Origin of the sequence: Colidextribacter sp. OB.20, assembly GCF_009911595.1 — a bacterium.
Classification (GTDB): domain Bacteria; phylum Bacillota; class Clostridia; order Oscillospirales; family Oscillospiraceae; genus Lawsonibacter.
This window is the reverse complement of sequence record NZ_QWKG01000005.1, coordinates 74274-93285: the sequence shown is the minus strand read 5'-3', so window position 1 is coordinate 93285 and position 19012 is coordinate 74274. Positions and strand designations below refer to the sequence as shown.

General features: G+C 60.9%; 20 protein-coding genes. 15 read left to right on the top strand and 5 right to left on the bottom strand.

Annotation, left to right across the window (positions count from 1 at the left end):
• Positions 1-10: 10 nt before the first annotated feature.
• Complete coding sequence (locus D1641_RS01850; protein ID WP_160662695.1) at positions 11-859, bottom strand: AraC family transcriptional regulator; 849 nt, start codon at positions 857-859, stop codon at positions 11-13.
• Between the two features lie 272 nt (positions 860-1131).
• Here D1641_RS01850 and D1641_RS01845 point away from each other — a divergent pair, with 272 nt between their 5' ends.
• The 8 genes from D1641_RS01845 to D1641_RS01810 all read left to right on the top strand — a co-directional run bounded on the left by D1641_RS01845 (position 1132) and on the right by D1641_RS01810 (position 10373).
• On the top strand, positions 1132-2310 hold the full coding sequence (locus D1641_RS01845) for a PLP-dependent aspartate aminotransferase family protein (protein WP_160662694.1): 1179 nt from the start codon (positions 1132-1134) through the stop codon (positions 2308-2310).
• Positions 2311-2479: 169 nt separating this feature from the next.
• Positions 2480-3322, top strand: a complete 843-nt coding sequence (gene dapF, locus D1641_RS01840; protein WP_160662693.1) for a diaminopimelate epimerase — start codon at positions 2480-2482, stop codon at positions 3320-3322.
• Positions 3319-4785 carry a UDP-N-acetylmuramoyl-L-alanyl-D-glutamate--2,6-diaminopimelate ligase gene (locus D1641_RS01835; RefSeq protein WP_160662692.1) on the top strand — a complete coding sequence of 489 codons (1467 nt, stop codon included), beginning with the start codon at positions 3319-3321 and terminating at the stop codon, positions 4783-4785. The genes dapF and D1641_RS01835 overlap by 4 nt, the downstream gene beginning before the upstream one ends.
• A gap of 316 nt (positions 4786-5101) precedes the next feature.
• A complete protein-coding gene (locus D1641_RS01830) occupies positions 5102-5587 on the top strand; it encodes a type III toxin-antitoxin system ToxN/AbiQ family toxin (protein WP_160662691.1) in 486 nt (161 codons plus the stop codon).
• A gap of 134 nt (positions 5588-5721) precedes the next feature.
• A complete protein-coding gene (locus D1641_RS01825) occupies positions 5722-6096 on the top strand; it encodes a GntR family transcriptional regulator (RefSeq protein WP_160662690.1) in 375 nt (124 codons plus the stop codon).
• Positions 6089-6991, top strand: coding sequence for an ABC transporter ATP-binding protein (locus tag D1641_RS01820; protein ID WP_160662689.1), 903 nt, complete (start codon positions 6089-6091; stop codon positions 6989-6991). Before D1641_RS01825 ends, D1641_RS01820 begins: the two co-directional genes overlap by 8 nt.
• Positions 6966-8915: a hypothetical protein gene (locus D1641_RS01815; RefSeq protein ID WP_160662688.1), complete on the top strand. Its 1950-nt coding sequence runs from the start codon at positions 6966-6968 to the stop codon at positions 8913-8915. The genes D1641_RS01820 and D1641_RS01815 overlap by 26 nt, the downstream gene beginning before the upstream one ends.
• 201 nt (positions 8916-9116) lie before the next feature.
• The gene (locus D1641_RS01810; RefSeq protein ID WP_160662687.1) at positions 9117-10373 is read left to right on the top strand and encodes an acetyl-CoA C-acetyltransferase; all 1257 of its coding nucleotides are present in this window, start codon (positions 9117-9119) and stop codon (positions 10371-10373) included.
• Between the two features lie 46 nt (positions 10374-10419).
• Here D1641_RS01810 and D1641_RS01805 read toward each other — a convergent pair whose 3' ends face one another.
• Positions 10420-10596, bottom strand: a complete 177-nt coding sequence (locus D1641_RS01805) for a hypothetical protein (protein ID WP_160662686.1) — start codon at positions 10594-10596, stop codon at positions 10420-10422.
• Between the two features lie 99 nt (positions 10597-10695).
• Between D1641_RS01805 and D1641_RS01800 the strand changes: the two genes are divergently transcribed.
• The gene (locus D1641_RS01800; protein ID WP_160662685.1) at positions 10696-10914 is read left to right on the top strand and encodes a helix-turn-helix transcriptional regulator; all 219 of its coding nucleotides are present in this window, start codon (positions 10696-10698) and stop codon (positions 10912-10914) included.
• 565 nt (positions 10915-11479) lie between these two features.
• On the opposite strand, the gene D1641_RS01795 is transcribed toward D1641_RS01800, so the two are convergent.
• The gene (locus D1641_RS01795) at positions 11480-11923 is read right to left on the bottom strand and encodes a nucleoside deaminase (RefSeq protein ID WP_160662684.1); all 444 of its coding nucleotides are present in this window, start codon (positions 11921-11923) and stop codon (positions 11480-11482) included.
• 167 nt (positions 11924-12090) lie between these two features.
• On the opposite strand from D1641_RS01795, the gene D1641_RS01790 reads away from it, so the two are divergent.
• The 4 genes from D1641_RS01790 (at position 12091) to D1641_RS01775 (ending at position 16160) form a co-directional block, all read left to right on the top strand.
• Positions 12091-12534: a hypothetical protein gene (locus D1641_RS01790; RefSeq protein WP_160662683.1), complete on the top strand. Its 444-nt coding sequence runs from the start codon at positions 12091-12093 to the stop codon at positions 12532-12534.
• Positions 12531-14405 carry a tRNA uridine-5-carboxymethylaminomethyl(34) synthesis enzyme MnmG gene (gene mnmG / locus D1641_RS01785; RefSeq protein WP_160662682.1) on the top strand — a complete coding sequence of 625 codons (1875 nt, stop codon included), beginning with the start codon at positions 12531-12533 and terminating at the stop codon, positions 14403-14405. Before D1641_RS01790 ends, mnmG begins: the two co-directional genes overlap by 4 nt.
• 12 nt (positions 14406-14417) lie before the next feature.
• Positions 14418-15095 carry a DUF4304 domain-containing protein gene (locus D1641_RS01780; protein ID WP_160662681.1) on the top strand — a complete coding sequence of 226 codons (678 nt, stop codon included), beginning with the start codon at positions 14418-14420 and terminating at the stop codon, positions 15093-15095.
• 168 nt (positions 15096-15263) lie between these two features.
• Positions 15264-16160, top strand: a complete 897-nt coding sequence (locus tag D1641_RS01775; RefSeq protein ID WP_160662680.1) for an MBL fold metallo-hydrolase — start codon at positions 15264-15266, stop codon at positions 16158-16160.
• Positions 16161-16266: 106 nt separating this feature from the next.
• Here D1641_RS01775 and D1641_RS01770 read toward each other — a convergent pair whose 3' ends face one another.
• Together D1641_RS01770 and D1641_RS01765 are read right to left on the bottom strand one after the other, a co-directional pair.
• Positions 16267-17466, bottom strand: a complete 1200-nt coding sequence (locus tag D1641_RS01770) for a VWA domain-containing protein (RefSeq protein WP_160662679.1) — start codon at positions 17464-17466, stop codon at positions 16267-16269.
• A 4-nt stretch (positions 17467-17470) separates the two neighbouring features.
• Positions 17471-18280: a MoxR family ATPase gene (locus D1641_RS01765; protein WP_160662678.1), complete on the bottom strand. Its 810-nt coding sequence runs from the start codon at positions 18278-18280 to the stop codon at positions 17471-17473.
• Positions 18281-18483: 203 nt separating this feature from the next.
• On the opposite strand from D1641_RS01765, the gene D1641_RS01760 reads away from it, so the two are divergent.
• On the top strand, positions 18484-18795 hold the full coding sequence (locus tag D1641_RS01760; RefSeq protein ID WP_160662677.1) for a DUF6442 family protein: 312 nt from the start codon (positions 18484-18486) through the stop codon (positions 18793-18795).
• A gap of 4 nt (positions 18796-18799) precedes the next feature.
• Entirely contained in the window at positions 18800-19009 is a 210-nt protein-coding gene (locus D1641_RS01755) for a helix-turn-helix transcriptional regulator (protein WP_160662676.1), read from the top strand.
• Positions 19010-19012 lie beyond the last annotated feature (3 nt).

Genomic DNA, 19012 nt, shown 5'->3' with positions numbered 1-19012 from the left:
CTGTCGCAGCTTAGGGCATAAACTCCCTGGGACTGGCCCCGAACTGCCGCCGGAAGGCCCGGTGGAAGGCGGAGTAGTCCTGAAAGCCGCACCGGCCGCAGGCGGCCTGGGCGGACACCCCGGCGCGCAGCAGCTCCGCCGCGGCCAGCAGCCGCTTCTGGGTGATATACTGGTGGACGGGACAGCCGGTGAGCTCCTTGAACCGGCGCATAAAGTGGAATTTACTGGTGTACACCTGCCGGGCCAGGCTGTCCACCGTCAGCTCCTCCCCCAGGTGGTCGTTGATGTAGGACAGGGCCTGGGCCACCTTGGGGTCGTACTGGCTCACCGATTGATCCCGGTGGGTGCGGTCCCGGATCATGGCCCGGTTGAGAAAGACCAGCAGCTGGAGAAAACAGGTCCGGGCCAGCAGGTCCCCGCCGAAACCCTCGTCCCCCAGCGCCCGCTCCAGGCTGTCCAGCAGGCTCTTCAGCTTTTCCCGCTCCCCGAGCTCGGGCCGCATCAGGGCGAACTGCCGCTCCCGGGCCAGGCGGAAGCAGGAGGCCAGGTCCTCCCCCCGGGTGCCGCTGGCGCTGAGGAAGCCCGGGTCCAGATAGATCACCGCCCGCTCATAGGGGTGATCCGGGTCGGTCACCGGCCTGTGGATCAGGTGGTGGCTCACCAGCAGTACATCCCAGGGCTTGAGAAAGTAGGACCGGCCCTCGATGATGTAGCTGGCCCGGCCCGACAGAAATATCACAATCTTGTCAAACTCGTGGTAGTGGTACTCCATCTCCTCCACCCCCATGTCCCGCAGGTGGAACAGCCGGAAGTCCTCGTGGAGGTAGCCCCGGCGCTGGTAGTTGGCTGGTTGGAGCATGATCTCGACTCCTTTCCCCGCCCCCCTTTGCAAAGGGGGGCGGCCCCGCAGGGCCGGGGGGTTTCTTTCTTCAGGAAAACCCTCCACCACCGCCTGCGGCGGCGGTCCCCCTCCCTTTACAAAGGGAGGCTTTTCCATACCATTCAGTATACCGCATTTTTTGCAATATGAAAAGCAGGTTCCGCCAATTATTTTGGAAAAAATTTCGGTATACTAGGTCCATAAGCTGGACAAGGCTGGGGCGCGGCCCCCGACACAAGGAGGTAACATCCATGAAAAACGAGTGCTACTACAACAATTTCGACCGCAAGGAAAAACTGGCCTTCGACACCAAGGTGGTCCACGGGGGCATGGGCTGCGACCCCATCACCGGGGCGGTGAGCTTCCCCATCTTTCAGACGGCCACCTTCCGGCACCGGGCCTTCGGCATCTCTACCGGCTACGACTACACCCGGGTGCAGAACCCCACCCGCCAGGAGCTGGAGCGCACCATGGCCATTCTGGAAAACGGCCTGGAGGGCTTCGCCTTCTCCAGCGGCCAGGCGGCCAACATGGCCCTGTTCACCTGGCTCCCCGTGGGCAGCCACGTGATCCTCTCCGACGACATCTACGGCGGCACCTTCCGCATCTGCGACGAGATCTTCTCCAAATTCGGCTGCACCTTCTCCTGGATCGACCTGTCCGACCTGGACGCCGTCCGGGCGGCAGTCAAGCCGGAGACCAAAATGATTTTCTGCGAGACCCCCACCAATCCCATGATGAAGGTGGCGGACATCGCCGCCCTGGCGGACATCGCCCATGAGATCGGGGCCCTCTTCGTGGTGGACAACACCTTCATGACCCCCTATTTCCAACGTCCCCTGGACCTGGGGGCCGATGTGGTGGTCCACAGCGCCACCAAGTACCTCTGCGGCCACAACGACGTGATCGCCGGCATCGCTGTGGCAAAAAGTCAGGAGATGTGCGACTTCTTCCACGCCCAGCTCAAGTCCCATGGCAACGGCCTGGCCCCCATGGACTGCTGGCTCCTCCTCCGGGGGCTGAAGACCCTGGCCCTGCGGATGGAGCGGCACAACGCCAACGCCATGGAGGTGTCCCACTGGCTGCGGAAGCACCCCAAGGTGAAGAAGGTGTACTACTCCGGCTTCGAGGACCACAAGGACTACGCCGTCATGACCAGGCAGTCCACCGGCTTCTCCGGCATGATCTCCTTTGAGCTGGACAGCCTGGAGACCACCATGAATCTGCTGTCCCGGGTGAAGCTGATTATGTTCGCCGAGAGTCTGGGCGGGGTGGAGAGCCTGGTCACCTACCCTCTGACCCAGACCCACGAGTCCATCCCCGCCGACGTGCGGGAGGCCCTGGGCATCAACGAGCGGTTTATCCGCATCTCCATCGGCATCGAAAACCCCCGGGACATCATCGCCGACCTGGAGCAGGCGCTGGCATAACAGCCACAGGTAAAGCCCAAAAGCCTCCCTTTGAAAAGGGAGGTGGCATCCGCGCAGCGGATGACGGAGGGTTTTCTCCCGTACCGCAGCTGTCGGGAGAAAACCCCCAGTCACGGCTTCGCCGTGCCAGCCCCCTTTGCGAAGGGGGCCGCAGAGGAGAAATCAAAATATGGAACTACAATTCACCAAAATGCAGGCCTACGGCAACGACTACGTGTATGTCAACGCCATTTCTCAGGAGGTTGACGACCCAAACGCCCTGGCCCGGCGGGTAAGCGACCGGCACTTCGGCATCGGCTCTGACGGCCTGGTGCTCATCTGCCCCTCGGACCGGGGGGAGTTCCGGATGCGGATGTTCAACCCCGACGGCACCGAGGGTGAGATGTGCGGCAACGCCCTGCGCTCCCTGTCCAAATATGTCTACGACCATCGGCTGACTCAAAAAACTGAGTTTGAGATCGAGACCCTGGGGGGGATGCAGCACGTCTGGCTCCAGGTGGAGAACGGCAGGGCGGTGAACATCACCGCCGACATCGGCCAGCCCCGGCTGTCCGCCGCCGCCGTGCCGGTGAACACCCCGTTGGAGCAGTTTGTCAACCAACCTGTCAATATAGTTGACTGCACTTTCCACATCACCGCCCTGTCCTGGGGCAACCCCCACTGCGTCATGTTCATCGACGACACCGCCTCCTTCGATGTGGCCAAATACGGCCCCGCCATCGAGCATATGACAAGCCTGTTCCCCAACAAAATCAACGTCACCTTCGCCCAGGTGGTCTCCCGGGACTATATCAAGATTCGGGAGTGGGAGCGGGGGACAGGGGAGACCATCGGCTGCGGCACCGGCTGCTGCACGGCGGCGGTGGCCGCCTCCCTGCTGGGCCGCGCCAACCGTCAGGTCCGGGTGGAGCAGATCGGCGGCATCCTGGAGGTGGACTGGCGGGAGTCGGACAACCATGTCCGCATGACTGGCCCGTCCCACACGGTATTTGAGGGGGTCCTCTATTTATGAAGCTGACAGAGCTGGTAAAAAATCTGAACTATATCCTGGACGCTGGGTCCCTGGATGTGGAGATATCCGCCCTGGAGTACGACTCCCGGAAGGTGGTCCCCGGCAGTCTCTTCGTCTGTCTCACCGGCTTTCAGGCCGACGGCCACGACTACATCCCCAAGGCCCTGGAGGCCGGGGCGGCCGCTCTTGTGGTGGAGCGGGAGGTGGAGGTCCCTGAGGGGATCGCTGTTCTGCGGGTCACCGACAGCCGGACCGCTCTGGCCCTGCTGTCAGCGGCCTGGTTCGGCCATCCGGCCCGGGAGATGACGGTCATCGGCCTCACCGGCACCAAGGGCAAGACCACCACCGCCCACATGCTCAAGGCCATTCTGGAGGCGGCGGGCCACAGGGTGGGCATGATCGGCACCATCGGGGCGGTGATCGGCGGGGAGAGGATCACCACCAAAAATACCACCCCTGAGTCCTACGAGCTCCACTCCCTCTTCCGCCGGATGGCGGACGCGGGGTGCTCCCATGTGGTGATGGAGGCCTCCTCACAGGGCTTCAAGCTCCGGCGCACCGCCGGGATTCAGTTTGACATCGGGGTGTTTCTCAACCTGTCCCCCGACCACGTGGGCCCGGGGGAGCACGAGAGCTTTGAGGAGTACCTCCAGTGTAAAAGCCTGATGTTCCGGCAGTGCAAACAGGGGCTGGTGAATATCGACGACGAGCACACCCCCGCGGTGACCGCCGGCGCCCTGTGTCCCCTGACCACCTTCTCCATGGCGGGGGAGGCCAGCTACCGGGCGGACGGCATTGCCGAGGAGCGCCGCCCCAGCTTTCTGGGCAGCCGGTTTTCCGTTTCCGGCCCCATGTCCGGGGAGTTTCTGCTGGACATGCCGGGGCGGTTCAACGTGGAAAACGCCCTGGCCGCTCTGGCGGCGGCGGACCTGGCGGGCATCAGCCGGGAGGCGGCAGCCAGGGGCCTGGAGACCGTCCAGGTGAAGGGCCGCACCCAGATTCTGCCCACCCCGGGGCACTACACCCTGCTCATCGACTACGCCCACAACGCCGTCAGCACGGAGAACCTGCTGTCCATGCTCCGGGCCTATGGCCCCCACCGGCTGATCTGCCTCTTTGGCGGCGGCGGCAACCGCTCCCGCCTGCGGCGGTACGACATGGGGGAGATGAGCGCCAAATACGCCGACCTCACCGTCCTCACCATGGACAACCCCCGGGACGAGGAGGTGGAGGCCATCAACGAGGACATCAAGGTGGGCCTGGCCCGCCATAACGGGAAATATATCTCCATCCCCGACCGGGCGGAGGCCATCCGCTGGGTCATCGACCAGGCCCAGGACGGCGACATTATCGCCCTAATCGGCAAGGGCCACGAGGAGTATCAGGAGATCAGGGGCGTGAAGCACTTCTTCTCCGAGGAGCAGGTGGTTCGGGACTACCTGGCCGGCAAGGACAGGAAATAGCGAATTCCAGTGGTCCTTTAAAACAATATATTGTTCCTTCCGGGAACTTTCCCTACATCTTGGGATTGCATTTTGTATTAAAAGGGCATATAATAAAGGTGCGGAGTAATCCGCAAGTGTGAAAATTACCTCCGTGTTATTTTCACCTCCTTTCGAAGCGGAGAGCCCGAGCCGTAAATCGGGACCGGAAAAAGCGGACAGTCTGTGCCGCAAGTCAGACCTTAAAAAAGCGGAAATCCCTTGCCGCAAGTAGGGACCGGAAAAGGGGGGAGGCAGGCTTTACCGCCCGCCTCCCCCGTCCTGTGTGGAGGAGCCTATGGAGTCTCTGAAGCTGTACCGTATCTCGGACAAATATATTCGTTTTTTGAAGAGCCGGGATCCCCGGGTGCAGGATAATAAGAACCGGCGCAGGCCCTATGTGGGCGTAGTCCTCTATGTAGGCGACCACCGCTATTTTGTTCCCATGGAGTCCCCGAAGCCAAACCACGCCAATATTAAGCCCGGACGCCATATTATGAAAATAGACAACGGGAAGCTTGGCCTGCTCGGCTTTAACAATATGATCCCTGTCCATGACGCGGCTCTCATTTCCTTTGACATCGGCAAGGAGCCCGATGTCAAATATGCCGAGCTGCTGCGCCGCCAGATTTCTTTTATCAACCGGAGCAAGGCTGATGTGCTCAATCACGCCTCCCAGACCTATTTCAGCGTCGTACATAAAAAGAACGCGTTTCTCCTTAAAATCTGCTGTGATTTTAAAAAGCTGGAGTACGCCTGCAAGCAGTATGATCCAAATCACTAAGCCTTTCTCAGGGCCGCCCGCCGGGGCGGCCTTTTTATAAATCTTAAGGAGTTCTTAATTGTATTTCCTCCGCCCCTCTGATATACTACCTGTACTAATACAGTTAATACAGTATCCGGAAAGGAGGAGCTGTGATGTTGAACTTAGACTACCGAGACGCCCGGCCCATCTATGAACAGGTGAAGGACGGCCTGCGCCGGCTGATGGTGACGGGGGTAATCCAGGAGGGGGAGAAGCTGCCCTCGGTGCGCACCATGGCGGGGACGCTGGCCATCAACCCCAACACCATTCAGCGGGCCTACGAGGCTCTGGAGTCGGAGGGGTATGTCTACTCGGTGCCGGGGAAGGGCTCCTTCGCCGCCCCCAACACCGGGGTGGACGAGGGGCGGAAGCACGACCTGCTCCAGACCTTCGACCAGACGGCGGGGGAGCTGCTGTTCCTTGGCGTCAGCGGCGAGGAGCTGTGGGCCCGCATTCGGGCCCTGGAAGGGGGAAATTTGGATGATTAAGGTAAACAACGTGGTGAAAACCTTCGACGGGTTCACGGCCCTGGACGGCCTGACCATGACGGCGGAGAAGGGCTCCATCTACGGGCTGGTGGGCCCCAACGGAGCGGGCAAATCCACCATCCTGCGGCACATTATGGGCATCTACCGCCCGGACTCGGGCTCGGTGCTGGTAGACGGGGAGCAGGTCTACGAAAACCCGGCGGTCAAGGCCAAAATTGCCGCCATCCCCGACGAGCTGTACTACTTCAACTCCGCCTCCACCAGGGACATGATGCGCTTCTACCGGGGGATGTACCCCAACTTCGACATGAAGCGGTACGAGGCGTTGGCCGAGGCCTTCCCCGAGGTGGACGAGAAGCAGCCCATCCGCCGGCTGTCCAAGGGGATGCAGAAGCAGTCCGCCTTCCGGCTGGCCCTGTGCTGCAATCCGGAGGTGCTAGTGCTGGACGAGCCGGTGGACGGCCTGGACCCGGTGATGCGCCGCCAGGTGTGGACCCTGCTCATGGGGGACGTGGCCCAGCGGGGGACCACCGTGCTGGTCTCCTCCCACAACCTGCGGGAGCTGGAGGATGTGTGCGACCACGTGGGCATCCTGTCCCATGGCAAGGTGCTGCTGGAGCGGTCCCTCACCGACCTCCAGGACAACGTGGTCAAGCTGCAGCTCGCCTTCGCCGACGGGGAGCTGCCCGAGCTGCCGAAAGACCTGAATGTGCTCCACACCTCCCAGATCGGGCGGGTGTACACCCTCATTGTCCGGGGGAACCCGGCGGAGATCAAGACCCGCATGGCGGTCTGCGCCCCCATTTTGATGGAGGCTCTGCCCCTGACCCTGGAGGAAATCTTTATCTATGAACTGGGAGGTGAGGACTATGCGGTCCGCGACATCGTACTTTAACGGCGCCCTCTACCGCAAGACCCTGGCCCGCTTCTGGCCCCTGTGGACACTGTGGGGGGTAGGCTGGCTGTTTCTCATCCCGTTGAACATGCTGAACACCTACTTTGAACGCTATGCGTCCACCTCCCCCCAGCGGCGGCTGATGGATATGGCGGCGGAGCTCCCCGATATGCTGCCCCCCGGCGTGTTTCTGGCCGCCTTTTTCGCCATCCTGTGCGCCATGGCGGTGTTCGGATACCTCTATAACCACCGCTCCGCCTGCTGGACCCACGCCCTGCCTATGCGCCGGGAGGCCCTGTTCACCACCCAGTATCTGGCGGGGCTCAGCTTCCTGCTCCTGCCCCTGCTGGCGGTGGCGGTGCTGACGGCCATGATTGAGGTCTCCTTCCTCCCCATGGGCAGCTGGGGAAAGGCCCTGTCCGCCTTGGGGACCTGGCTGCTGGCTCAGAGCGGGATCTGCCTGTTCTTCTTCTCCTTCGCCGCTTTCTGCGCCATGTTCACCGGTCATATTCTGGCCCTGCCCGCCTTTTACTTCATCCTCAATATGCTGGCATCGGGCCTCTGGTTCCTGGTTGACGCTCTGATGACCGAGTTCTACTACGGCTATGCCGGCACCCCCGGCGCCCTGACCGTGGTGGAGTACCTCACCCCTACCCGCGCCCTGACGGACGCGGTGGGCTGGTGGCCGGCCAGCGAATATGCCCCGGCCCATCTCAGCGCCCCCATACTGGTGCTGATCTATGCCCTGGTAGGCATCCTGCTGGCGGCGGCCTCCCTGTATGTCTACCGCCGCCGCCACGTGGAGACCGCCGGGGACGTGGTCGCCGTGGCGGTAGTCCGGCCCCTGTTCAAATACGGTGTGTCCTTCTGCTCCGGGCTGGCCTTCGGCATGTTCACCGCCGCCTTCTTCGGCTGGGCGGAGCTGCCCATCCTCATCCCCTGCATCCTGGTCTGGACAGTCATCGGCTATTTTACCGCCGAGATGCTTCTGAAAAAATCCTTCCGGGTGCTCAAGGCCTGGAGGGGCGGGGCGGTGATGACCGCCGTCATGCTGGTCCTGTGTCTGGTCTGCCTCGTGGACGTGTTCGGCGTGGTCAGCCGGGTCCCCAGCCCCGGCCGGGTGGAGTCCGTCAAGGTCAATATCAGCATGGGCGCCCCCTACGACGACGGCCAAAGCCTGAACGCCACCATCACCGACCCTGCCCAGATTGAAAAGTTCCTGGCTCTCCATCAGGCCATCGTAGATGGCCGGGACCAGGAGGACGACTTCCGGTACACCCATGCGGGCAGCTTTGACTACGCCTCTGTCTCCCTCTCCTATACCCTGTCCGGCGGCGTGCTGGAGCGGCGCTACAACAGCGTCCCCATTGCTGAGGGCGATTTGGACACGCCGGGCACGGTGGCCTACGTCCTGCGGCAGATTCTGGAGGATCGGGAGCTGGTGCGGCTGGCCTACGGCTTCGACCGCTTCCTGGAGGACGCCCGCCTCACCTCTGCCTATCTGAATATTGTAAATCTGAACGGGAAGTCCTACGACGAGAATGTATTTTTGGATGACTGCCGCCAGGAGCTGTGGGACGCGGTGCAGGCCGACTTCAACGAGGGGACCATTGGTGTGCGGTATCTCTTTGACAACAGCAAAGACCGCTATGAGAACACCTATATGACCGACCTGGTCTTTGAGGCCTCCAGAAACTACAGCGAGGCGTTCGGACCCGCCGGCAACGGGGAAATCCTCTATGAAACCGGCCCCTCCAACTCCTATCTCACCGTCACCCTCACCCCCAACGCCAGGCACACCCTGGCCGTGCTGGAGGAATCCGGCATTTTTGAGGAGGGCTACACCCTGATGCCCTGGGACACCAGCCAGCTCAACGGCCTTCCCCATACCGCCGGCCATTACGGCGAGGAGATTGTATACTGAGGACTGTAGGGGGCGGCCTCCGCGCCGCCCCCTACAGCCATACCAAATCCCAAACGGGGCGGGGCGGAGCCCGCCCATTACCTTTTTCTCCGAAAAATCTTATTGCTTTTTAAGCGCTTCTCCGGTATAATGGAGCGCAAGAGCGGTTATCCCGGGCGCTGACCCCAGCGTCCTACTAAATTTTAGGAGGTAACACCCATCATGAGAGAAGTTTATGTCGTCAACTGCTGCCGCACCGCCATCGGCTCCTTCGGCGGTTCCCTGAAGGACACCCCCGCCGCCGACCTGGGCGCCACCGTCATCAAGGAGGCCCTGAACCGGGCCGGCGTGAAGCCCGAGAACGTGGACGAGGTCATGTTCGGCTGCATCCTCACCGCCGGCCTGGGCCAGAACGTGGCCCGTCAGGCCAGCCTGAAGGCCGGCATCCCCACCTCCGTCCCCGCCTACACCGTGGGCATGGTGTGCGGCTCCGGCATGAAGTCGGTCATCGAGGCCGGCCGGACCATCGCCCTGGGCGACGCTGAGATCATCGTGGCCGGCGGCACCGAGAACATGTCCGCCGCCCCCTACGCTCTCCCCGCCGCCCGCTGGGGCGCCCGCATGGGCGACAACAAGATGGTGGACACCATGATTAAGGACGGCCTGTGGGACGTGTATAACAACTACCACATGGGCACCACCGCGGAGAACATCTGCGACGTGTGGGGCATCACCCGCGAGGAGCTGGACGAGTTCGGCTACAACTCCCAGAAGAAGGCCGCCGACGCTATGGAGGCCGGCAAGTTCGACGACGAGATCGTCCCTGTGATGATTAAGGTCAAGAAGGAAATGGTGGAGTTCAAGAAGGACGAGTTCCCCCGCCTGTCCCCCCTGGATAAGCTGGCCAAGCTCCGCGGCGCCTTCCCCTGCGGCCCCGAGGGCGTGGAGGACGAGATTGTCCACACCTTTGAGCTCACCGGTGTCCATGAGGCCGACGCCAAGAAGCACGTCCAGCGGGTGACCGCCGGTCAGGCCTCCGGCATTAACGACGGCGCTGCCGCCATCGTCCTGGCCTCCAAGGAGGCCGTGGAGAAGTACGGCCTGAAGCCCATGGCCAAGCTGGTCAGCTGGGGCCAGGGCGGCGTGGACCCCAAGATCATGGGCGTGGGCCCCGTGCCCGCCTCCCGTCAGGCTATGGAGAAGGCCGGCCTGAAGATAGAGGATATCGACTTGGTGGAGGCCAACGAGGCCTTTGCCGCCCAATCTATCGCTGTGGCCCGTGAGCTGAACTTCGACATGAGCAAGGTCAACGTCAACGGCGGCGCCATCGCCCTGGGTCACCCCGTGGGCGCCTCCGGCGCGCGGATCATCGTCACCCTGCTCCACGAGCTGGCCAAGCGGGACGATGCCAAGAAGGGCCTGGCTACCCTGTGCATCGGCGGCGGCATGGGCGTCGCCACCATCTTCGAGAAGTGCTAATCTGTTAAACACACAGACCGGCCCGGGAGTATTCCCGGGCCGGTTTTTATTCTTCCCCCGGAGGGAAAAGAGGAAGTGAAATGTCCTGCCCGTCAAGATGCCTCCATATCAGCCAGCGAACATAGCCCGGTACTTTGTGCCCGTTTTTTGCCGCCAGCCTTTCCAGTTCTTCATATATTGTCGGCGGCAGTGTGACCGTTACCCTTTTTGTTTCAGCTTTCATAATCCATACCTCCATTGTGTCACATATGACACAATTGGAATTAGTATAGCATTTTCCGCTTATGCTGTCAATGTCACATGTGACAGCAGGAGCGAAAATATGGATTATATAGATAGAATGGTTGCTGTGAGGATCGACGAGGACGATACTCAGGAAACTCTGGGAAAAAGCTTGGACATCAGCCGCGCCCAGTGGGCAAAATATGAAACGCGCACTCACGAGATGTCCATTCAGACCTTTATCAAATTCTGCCAGCACTACGGTGTCAGCGCGGACTATATCCTGGGGCTGGGTCGGAATATGAAGTGGCCCAGATAGCAGGCACAAAAGGCCCCTTTTCCCCGCAAGGGGGACGCCGCTGCGGCGGGACGGGGGAGGCGGGCGGCAATGCGGCGGGCCGAGCCGTCCCGCCCTACGGAGCGCGGAGGAGACTGTGTAGGGGCGCACATTGTGCGCCCGCGGTTAACAGGCTGGGTCCGAAAAAGCGGGCGGACAATGTCCGCCCCTACAGAGGGCTCAAGGCCCTCCGGAAAACGAAAAACCCCGGATACCTGCTCCAAGGTATCCGGGGCTTCCCGTTGAAAAAGAGGATTAAAATGAAACGAACTGTCTCTTGCAGATTTTATATTACCTGAAAGATATTAACAAATCCAACGTCAGTTGTTACAAAAAGATTAAATCGTCCAAAAGTCACGGCCGTGTACCGGAATTTTTTGGCGCTTTTGGACAGGCGGTTAGAGAGAAGAGAGAAAGGCCAGCGGAGCGACCCGCCGACCTTTCAAAAATGGAGGATAGAATGAAAAGATGTTCTTGCCTTGCGAGTATTAGTATAGACGGGTTTCTTTACAAAAGTTCACGTCAGTTGTTACAAAAGATTTAAATATCATCGCAAACTTTGAAAAAATTCCTGTAGCACCGCCTCACACTCCCTCTCCAGGGGCCCCTGATAGATGCGGGGGCGGTGGTTGAACCGCTCCTCGAAAAGGTTGAGCACCGAGCCGCAGCAGCCCGACTTCTCCTCCCTCGCCCCATAGCGGACCTCCTCCACCCGGGCGTTGATGATAGCTCCGGCGCACATGGGGCAGGGCTCCAGGGTGACATAGAGGGTGCAGCCCTGGAGCCGCCAGCTGCCCAGCCGGGCGCAGGCCTCCCGGATGGCCTCCACCTCCGCGTGGGCGGTGGCGTTGGCGTCCGCCTCCCGGCGGTTGCGGCCCCGGCCGATGATCTCCCCGTCCTTCACAATCACGCAGCCCACCGGCACGTCGCCGTCGGCAATGGCCTCCCGGGCCAGACGCAGGGCTTCGGCCATAAAATATTCGTGGTCCATTTTCCATTCTCCTGTCCCGCAAATCGGTGCGCGTATAGGGCAAGGGCTCTGCCCTTGCCTCTTCTGCGATTCTACCTCATAAACGAATTTTCCGCAACCCGCCGCCTTGAATTTCTCCACAAAATCACTTATAATCATACCCAATGACAAAATAGGGGGGACGTACTATGTGGGACCGCAAAAACGAGGACCGGCCCGGCCGGTATGGCGATCTAAGCAAGTTCATCACCGACCCGGACAAGCTGGAGCTGGTGAACGGCACGGAGGTCTGCATCTCCGCCGAGGAGGACTACGACATCGCGGTGGACCTGGAGGGCCAGGAGGAGAAATTCGACGCTCTGCGGCCCTTTATCGCTTTCGTGGCAAAAAACATCTGCCGGCTGGACGACCTGGCCCAGCGGTTCGACGCCGCCCACGGCGGAAACGGACGCTTCCGCCATCTACTGGCCATCGTCTTTGTGGACGAGCCTTATGTTATCTTTGAATACTGGAGCATAGACGTCAACAGCACCTTTGACGTGGTGTTTCACTGTGAGGAAACCCGATTTGTGCTGGAGAGCTTCGGCACACTGTTGAATCTCCCCCCTGACTGGAGCGTAGAATTTGCATGAAAACCTATTTCGCCGGACAATTCGACATCGCCGTCATCGGGGCGGGCCACGCGGGCATCGAGGCCGCCCTGGCTGCCGCCCGGATGGGGATGAAAACCCTCTGCTTCACCGTCAACCTGGACGCGGTGGGCAATATGCCCTGCAACCCGGCCATTGGGGGCACGGGGAAGGGCCATCTGGTGCGGGAGCTGGACGCCCTGGGGGGCGAGATGGCTAAGGCCGCTGACCGGGCCTGCATCCAGTACCGGCTGCTCAACCGGAGCAAGGGCCCCGCCGTCTGGTCCCTCCGGGCCCAGGCCGACCGCCGGGAGTATCAGAAGGTGATGAAGCACACCCTGGAGAAGCAGGAAAACCTGTGGGTAAAGCAGGCGGAAATTGTGGATATCCTCACCGAGGGCGGCGCTGTGTCCGGGGTGGTCACCCACACCGGGGCGGTGTATGAGGTGAAGGCCGCCATTGTCGCCACCGGCACCCACCTGGGAGGCCGGATTGTGGTGGGGGAGGTGGTAAGGGACTCGGGCCCCGACGGCCTGTCCGCCGCCCTGCCCCTGACCCAATCGCTGATAAAGCTGGGGCTGACCATCCGCCGGTTCAAGACGGGCACGCCCCCCCGGGTCAATGCCCGCAGCGTGGATTTTTCCAAGATGGAGCGCCAGGAAGGGGACACCGACAATCCGGCCTTCTCCTTTCAGACGGAGACGCCCCCGGAAAACCGGGCGGTGTGCTGGCTGACCTACACCAACGAGGACACCCACAGAATCATCCGGGCCAATCTGGACCGCTCCCCCCTCTACGACGGCACCATCGAGGGGGTGGGGCCTCGCTATTGCCCCTCCATCGAGACCAAGGTGGAGCGCTTTCCCGACAAGGAGCGCCACCAGCTCTTCATCGAGCCAATGGGCCTGGACACGGAGGAGCTGTATATCCAGGGCTTCTCCTCCTCCCTCCCGGAGGAGGTGCAGATCGAGATGCTCCATACCATCCCCGGCCTGGAGCGGGCGGAGATGACCCGGTGCGCCTACGCCATCGAGTACGACTGTGTGGACCCCACCGGGCTGGAGGCCACCCTGGAGACCAAGGCCGTCCCCGGCCTGTACGGGGCGGGGCAGTTCAACGGCTCCTCCGGCTATGAGGAGGCCGCCGTCCAGGGTTTTGTGGCCGGGGTAAATGCTTCCCTGAAGATACAGGGAAAGCAGCCCCTCATTCTCCGCCGGGACCAGGGCTACATCGGGGTGCTCATCGACGACCTGGTCACCAAGGGCACCAACGAGCCCTACCGGATGATGACCTCCCGCACCGAGTACCGGCTGCTCCACCGCCAGGACAACGCCGACTGGCGGCTGGCCCCTATCGGCTATGAATTGGGGCTTATTTCCCGGGAACAATATGAAAGGGTGGAGGAGAAGTACGCCGCTGTGGACCGGGAGGTCCGGCGGCTGGAGCACACCGGCACGCCCCCCACACCCCAGCTGGCCGCCCTGCTGGAGGCCCGGGGGGAGTCCCCTGTCAAGGACGGAGCCCGGCTGGCCGATCTGCTCCGCCGGCCCAGGCTGAGCTATCAGGATCTGACCCCCTTCGACCCGGACCGGCCCGATCTGCCCCCGGCGATTGTGAGCGAAGCGGAGATTACCATCAAGTATGCCGGCTACATCGACCGCCAGTTGCGTCAGGTGGAGGAGGTCCGCCGGATGGAGGAGCGCCCCATGCCGGAGGATATCGACTACGAATCCATCGCCGGACTGCGGCTGGAGGCCCGGCAGAAGCTGGCCACCATCCGCCCCAAGAATCTGGGCCAGGCCGGGCGGGTGTCCGGAGTGTCCCCGGCGGACGTGGCGGTGCTGATGGTGTATTTGAAGCAGAGAGAGCAGTAAGGGGTGCAGTTTATGAATTTGTTTGGAAAGGTACAGGAATTTCTCGACCCCACGCCCATCGAGGACAAATACACGGAATTGCTGCGGCGGGTTCATGAGGAAATCTTGAAGCCCCTGGGATTCAAAAAGGATGGGCAGAATTTCCGCCAGATTGCCCCGGACGGGTTGGGAAAGATCGTCAACTTCCGAAAGGACAAATGGAATCAGAAGGACCGCAGGCTGGGGTTCTTAATTTATACCGGCGTCTATTTTGAGCCGGAACCGGCCATTAAAAATCGAAAATTCAAGGAATACGACTGCCAAATCAGAAGTACCGGGGACAACCCGACCCCTACCGACATATACGGAAAAAAGGGTGAGGAATTTTCTTATAACAAGCAGTTTTGGTATATTTTCAAGCGGACCGACATGGAGGCCATGTATCAGGACTTAAAGCAGTCCATGCAGGATGTGTTGAACTGGTTCGGCCATTTCGAGAGCCGGCAGTCCACAATAGACATGATTTTAGACGGCACAGTCCAGCAGTACTCCTACACAATCGTTATGCACTACGGCACCGCAAAAATGCTGGCCGAGATGGGCTATCAGGCCCAGGTCTATGAGCAGATCAAGGACACCCGGACCACCAATTCTCAGGCATGGGCGGTGATTCGGCTGGCGGAGGACCTGGAAAAGGAACTGGGCCTGTAGGGGCGGATATTATCCGCCCGTATGCAGAATGTAGAACAGCGGGCGCATACTATGCGCCCCTACAAATCACCTTGCGTAGGGGCCGACGACCTCGGCGGCCCGTCTCCCGCAGGCCGCCCTATCCCTAAAAACGGCGCGCCCTACACAACATCCCCTGGAGGTATTGACATGAATCTGACACAAGTAAAGGGAAACACCTGGGTCATCGAGGCCAACCAGCTGATCCCGCTGTACAAGCTGGATGAGAAGCGGTGTGTCCTGCTGGACACAGGGCTCTTCGAGGAGCGGGAGGAGCTGGAAAGCACCCTGTCAGAGGCGGGGCTGACCCCTGTGGGGATACTGTGCTCCCACGCCCACGTGGACCACTGCTCCAACAACGGCTATTTTCAGGAGAGGTACGGTACAAAAATCGCCCTCACCTTCCCGGAGGCGGGGATGTGTTCCACACCGCTGACGCTGAAGTGCTACTTTCTCACCCTCTCCCCGGGGACAGTGGCGCAGGAGTCCTCCTGCATGATCCACCGGCCCGACCTGTTCATCCCGGAGGGGGACGGCCCCTTCGACTTCTGCGGGGCCCGGTTCCGGATTGTCCTCACCCCCGGCCACTCCGCCGGGCATATCTGCGCCATTACCCCGGACAACGTGTGCTACACCGCCGACGCCCTGCTCAGCCAGGAGCTGCTCACTGCCAAGCTGCCCTACAACCTGAGCCAGCAAATGGCCATCGCCAGCCGGGAGAAGCTGAGGGGGCTGGGCTGTGATTTTTACATCATGGCCCACCGGGGGGTGTGCCCCGGCGGGGAGATCGGCGGACTCATCGACGCCAATCAGGCTCTGATCCGCCGCCGGGCGGAGGAAATCCTGGCCCTCATTGACCGGCCTATGACGGCCAGCGAGATTGACGAAAGGGTATGCCTCCTCTACCAGCTCCTCACCCACAAGCCCCGCCGCTCCCTGCGCTTTGAGCGGAACGTCCGGTTTTTTATCGAGTACCTGGTGGATATCGGGCGGCTTCATGAGGAGTGTCAGAACGGCGCCACCTATTACAGCCCGGCGGAAAAATAAAAGAGCCCCCTCTGATGGAACGGGACCCATTGTAGGGGCGCGCACTGCGCGCCCGCGGGCGGACAATGTCCGCCCCTACAAAGGTACACCCATCAGAGGGGTCTTTTCATCTGCTCAGCAGCTTTTTCATGCTCTCCTCCAGGCCGTCCACCGTGAGGGGGAACATGGGGTACTCCTGGGCGATGGTATCGTAGGTCTGGGACCAGTAGGGGCCCCAGTCGGGGCGGGGGCTGGGGTTGAGCCAGACGGTATGCCGGAAGCGGCCCTTCAAAAGCCGCAGCCAGTCCATGCCGCACCGTGGACCGTCCTCCCGGCCGCTCCGGCCGTAGTAGCCCCCCATCAGCTCGTAGGGGGCCATCTGGGCGTCCCCCACCAGAATCAGCTTGTAATCCCCGGGCAGGTTGGACAGCACCCAGTCGGTGGGTACGCTGTTCCGGGACAGGAGGGTGGGGTCCTGATAGAGCCGGCCGTAAACGCAGTTGTGGAAGTAGTAGACCTTTAAATCCTTGAAGTGGCCCGACTTGCTCACCGCCTGGAACAGGGCGGAGCACAGTTGGGCGTAGTAGTCCATGGAGCCCCCGGAGTCCATCAGCAGGAGGACCTTCACTGTGTTCTCCCGGGGCCGCTTGTAGCGCACCTTCAGCACCCCGCCGTTGCCGGCGGTGTCCTTTATCGTGCTGTCCACGTCAAACTCGGTGGGGGGGAGGTCCACCAGTCCGGAGTACTGCCGCAGGTGCCGCAGGGCCACCTGGAACTGGCGGGTGTCCAGAGTGTTGTCCCGGCGAAAATCCCGGAACTTCCGCTCCCCAGCCACCCGGAAGGCCCGGCGGTACATACTCTGTCCCCCCACCCGGATGCCCCTGGGGGACAGACCGGCGTTTCCAAAGACCGACATGCCGTGGGTCCCCACCCAGTAGCTGCCCCCGTTGTGCTCCTCCTTCTGCTCCTCCATGCGCTCCTTGAGCATCTGCTCGATCTCCTCCTCGGAGAGGCCCATATTTTTCAGCGCCTGAATTTCATCCCAGTTGGCGTAATCGGTTAATACTTCCGGTTTATTCAGCCAGTCTAATAACTCCTGGGATACCTCCTGCTGGAAGGGGACGTCCTTGAAGTACTCCAGAAAGGTGCGGTCGAAGGCGTCGAAGTCGGCCTCGCTCTTCACCAGCAGACACCGGCACAGATGATAGAAGCCGGTAAAGCTGGCGTTGTGGAGGTTTTTGTCCAGCCCCTCCACCAGGGCCATCCACTCGGTGAGGGACACCTTCAGACCGTTTCGCCGGAGCAGATACAGAAAATCGGTAAACATGGGCTCACCGCCACTGCCGGCGCAGGACGTCGATGTCCTCGTTCTTCTTCAAGAGCACCCCCAGATAGGGCACCTCCTTCACAATCCGCCGCACGTCCACGCCCCCGTGCTGGAGGGCCTGGATCCAGTCGATGATCTCGCTGGTGGAGGGCTTTTTCTTGATCTGAGGCAGATTTCTGATCTTGTAGAAGGCCTCCAGCACCTGGTCCAGCAGCTTCTTGTCGATGTCGGGGAAGTGGACCCGGACGATGTCCTCCATCAGCTCCCTGTCGGGAAACTCAATATAGTGGAATACGCACCGGCGGAGAAAGGCGTCGGGCAGCTCCTTCTCGGCGTTGGAGGTGATAATTACCACCGGGCGGTGGTTGGCCTTCACTGTCCGGCCCGTCTCCGGGATGTGAAATTCCATCCGGTCCAGCTCCCACAGCAGGTCGTTGGGAAACTCCAGGTCCGCCTTGTCGATCTCGTCAATGAGGAGAATCACCTGCTCCTGATCGGTGAAGGCCTCCCCCAGCTTGCCCAGCTTGACGTATTTCTCAATGTCGTCCACCCCCTGGCCACCGAACTGGCTGTCATACAGGCGCTGGACCACGTCGTAGACATACAGGCCGTCCTGGGCCTTGGTGGTGGATTTGATATTCCAGATGATGAGCTTTCTGCCCAGCGCCTGAGAGATGGCCTCAGCCAGCATGGTCTTGCCGGTGCCCGGCTCCCCCTTGATGAGCAGGGGCTTTTGCAGCACCATGGCGATGTTGGCCGCACGGAGCAGCTCCTCCGAGGCCACGTAGTTTTGACTTCCCCGAAATTCCTTCATTCCATTTTCCTCCTAAGTCAATTTAGCGTTGTTCCTGATTGTATCCTGTTTTCCGAAAAAAGGCAAGTCTATTCTGTTCTGCCAAGTTTTATTATTTTTTTGACAAGTGTACTTGACATTATAACCCCGCTGTGCTATGATAGCCTCACCAGGGGAGGTCACGGCCGGACCGAGGCTGGGAATTTGGAAAGGAAGTCATTTCAATGGATAAGAATGAAATTCTGGAAAAGAGCCGCAAAGAAAATGAAAACCGGGACGAGATGGAGCGGACCATTACCATCGAGGGGGAGTCCTTCAGCCTGGCCTTTACATTGATGGCAGGGCTGGCCATCGTCGCCTACAACCACTTTCACAACCTGCCCTCCGACAGTGTGATGATTATGTTCTGGACCTCCTGCGTCAGCAGCCGGCTGTACCGGCTGACCAAGCGAGGGGATACCTCTGATTTGATCACAATGATAATATCCCTTGTCATTCTGGTCTTTTATGTGGTAAAATATTTCTCACAGGGGTGAGGGCATGGACGATCAGCTGGTCCTGAAGAATCGGTTAAAGGTGGCCCGGGCGGAGCGGTCCCTGTCCCAGGGGGAGCTGGCCAAGCTGGTGGGGGTCTCCCGGCAGACCATCAGCTCCATCGAGACGGGGCAGTTCAACCCCACCGCCAAGCTGGCACTGGTGCTGTGCGTCGCCCTGGACAAGAAATTTGAGGAGCTGTTCTACTTCGACTGAGAG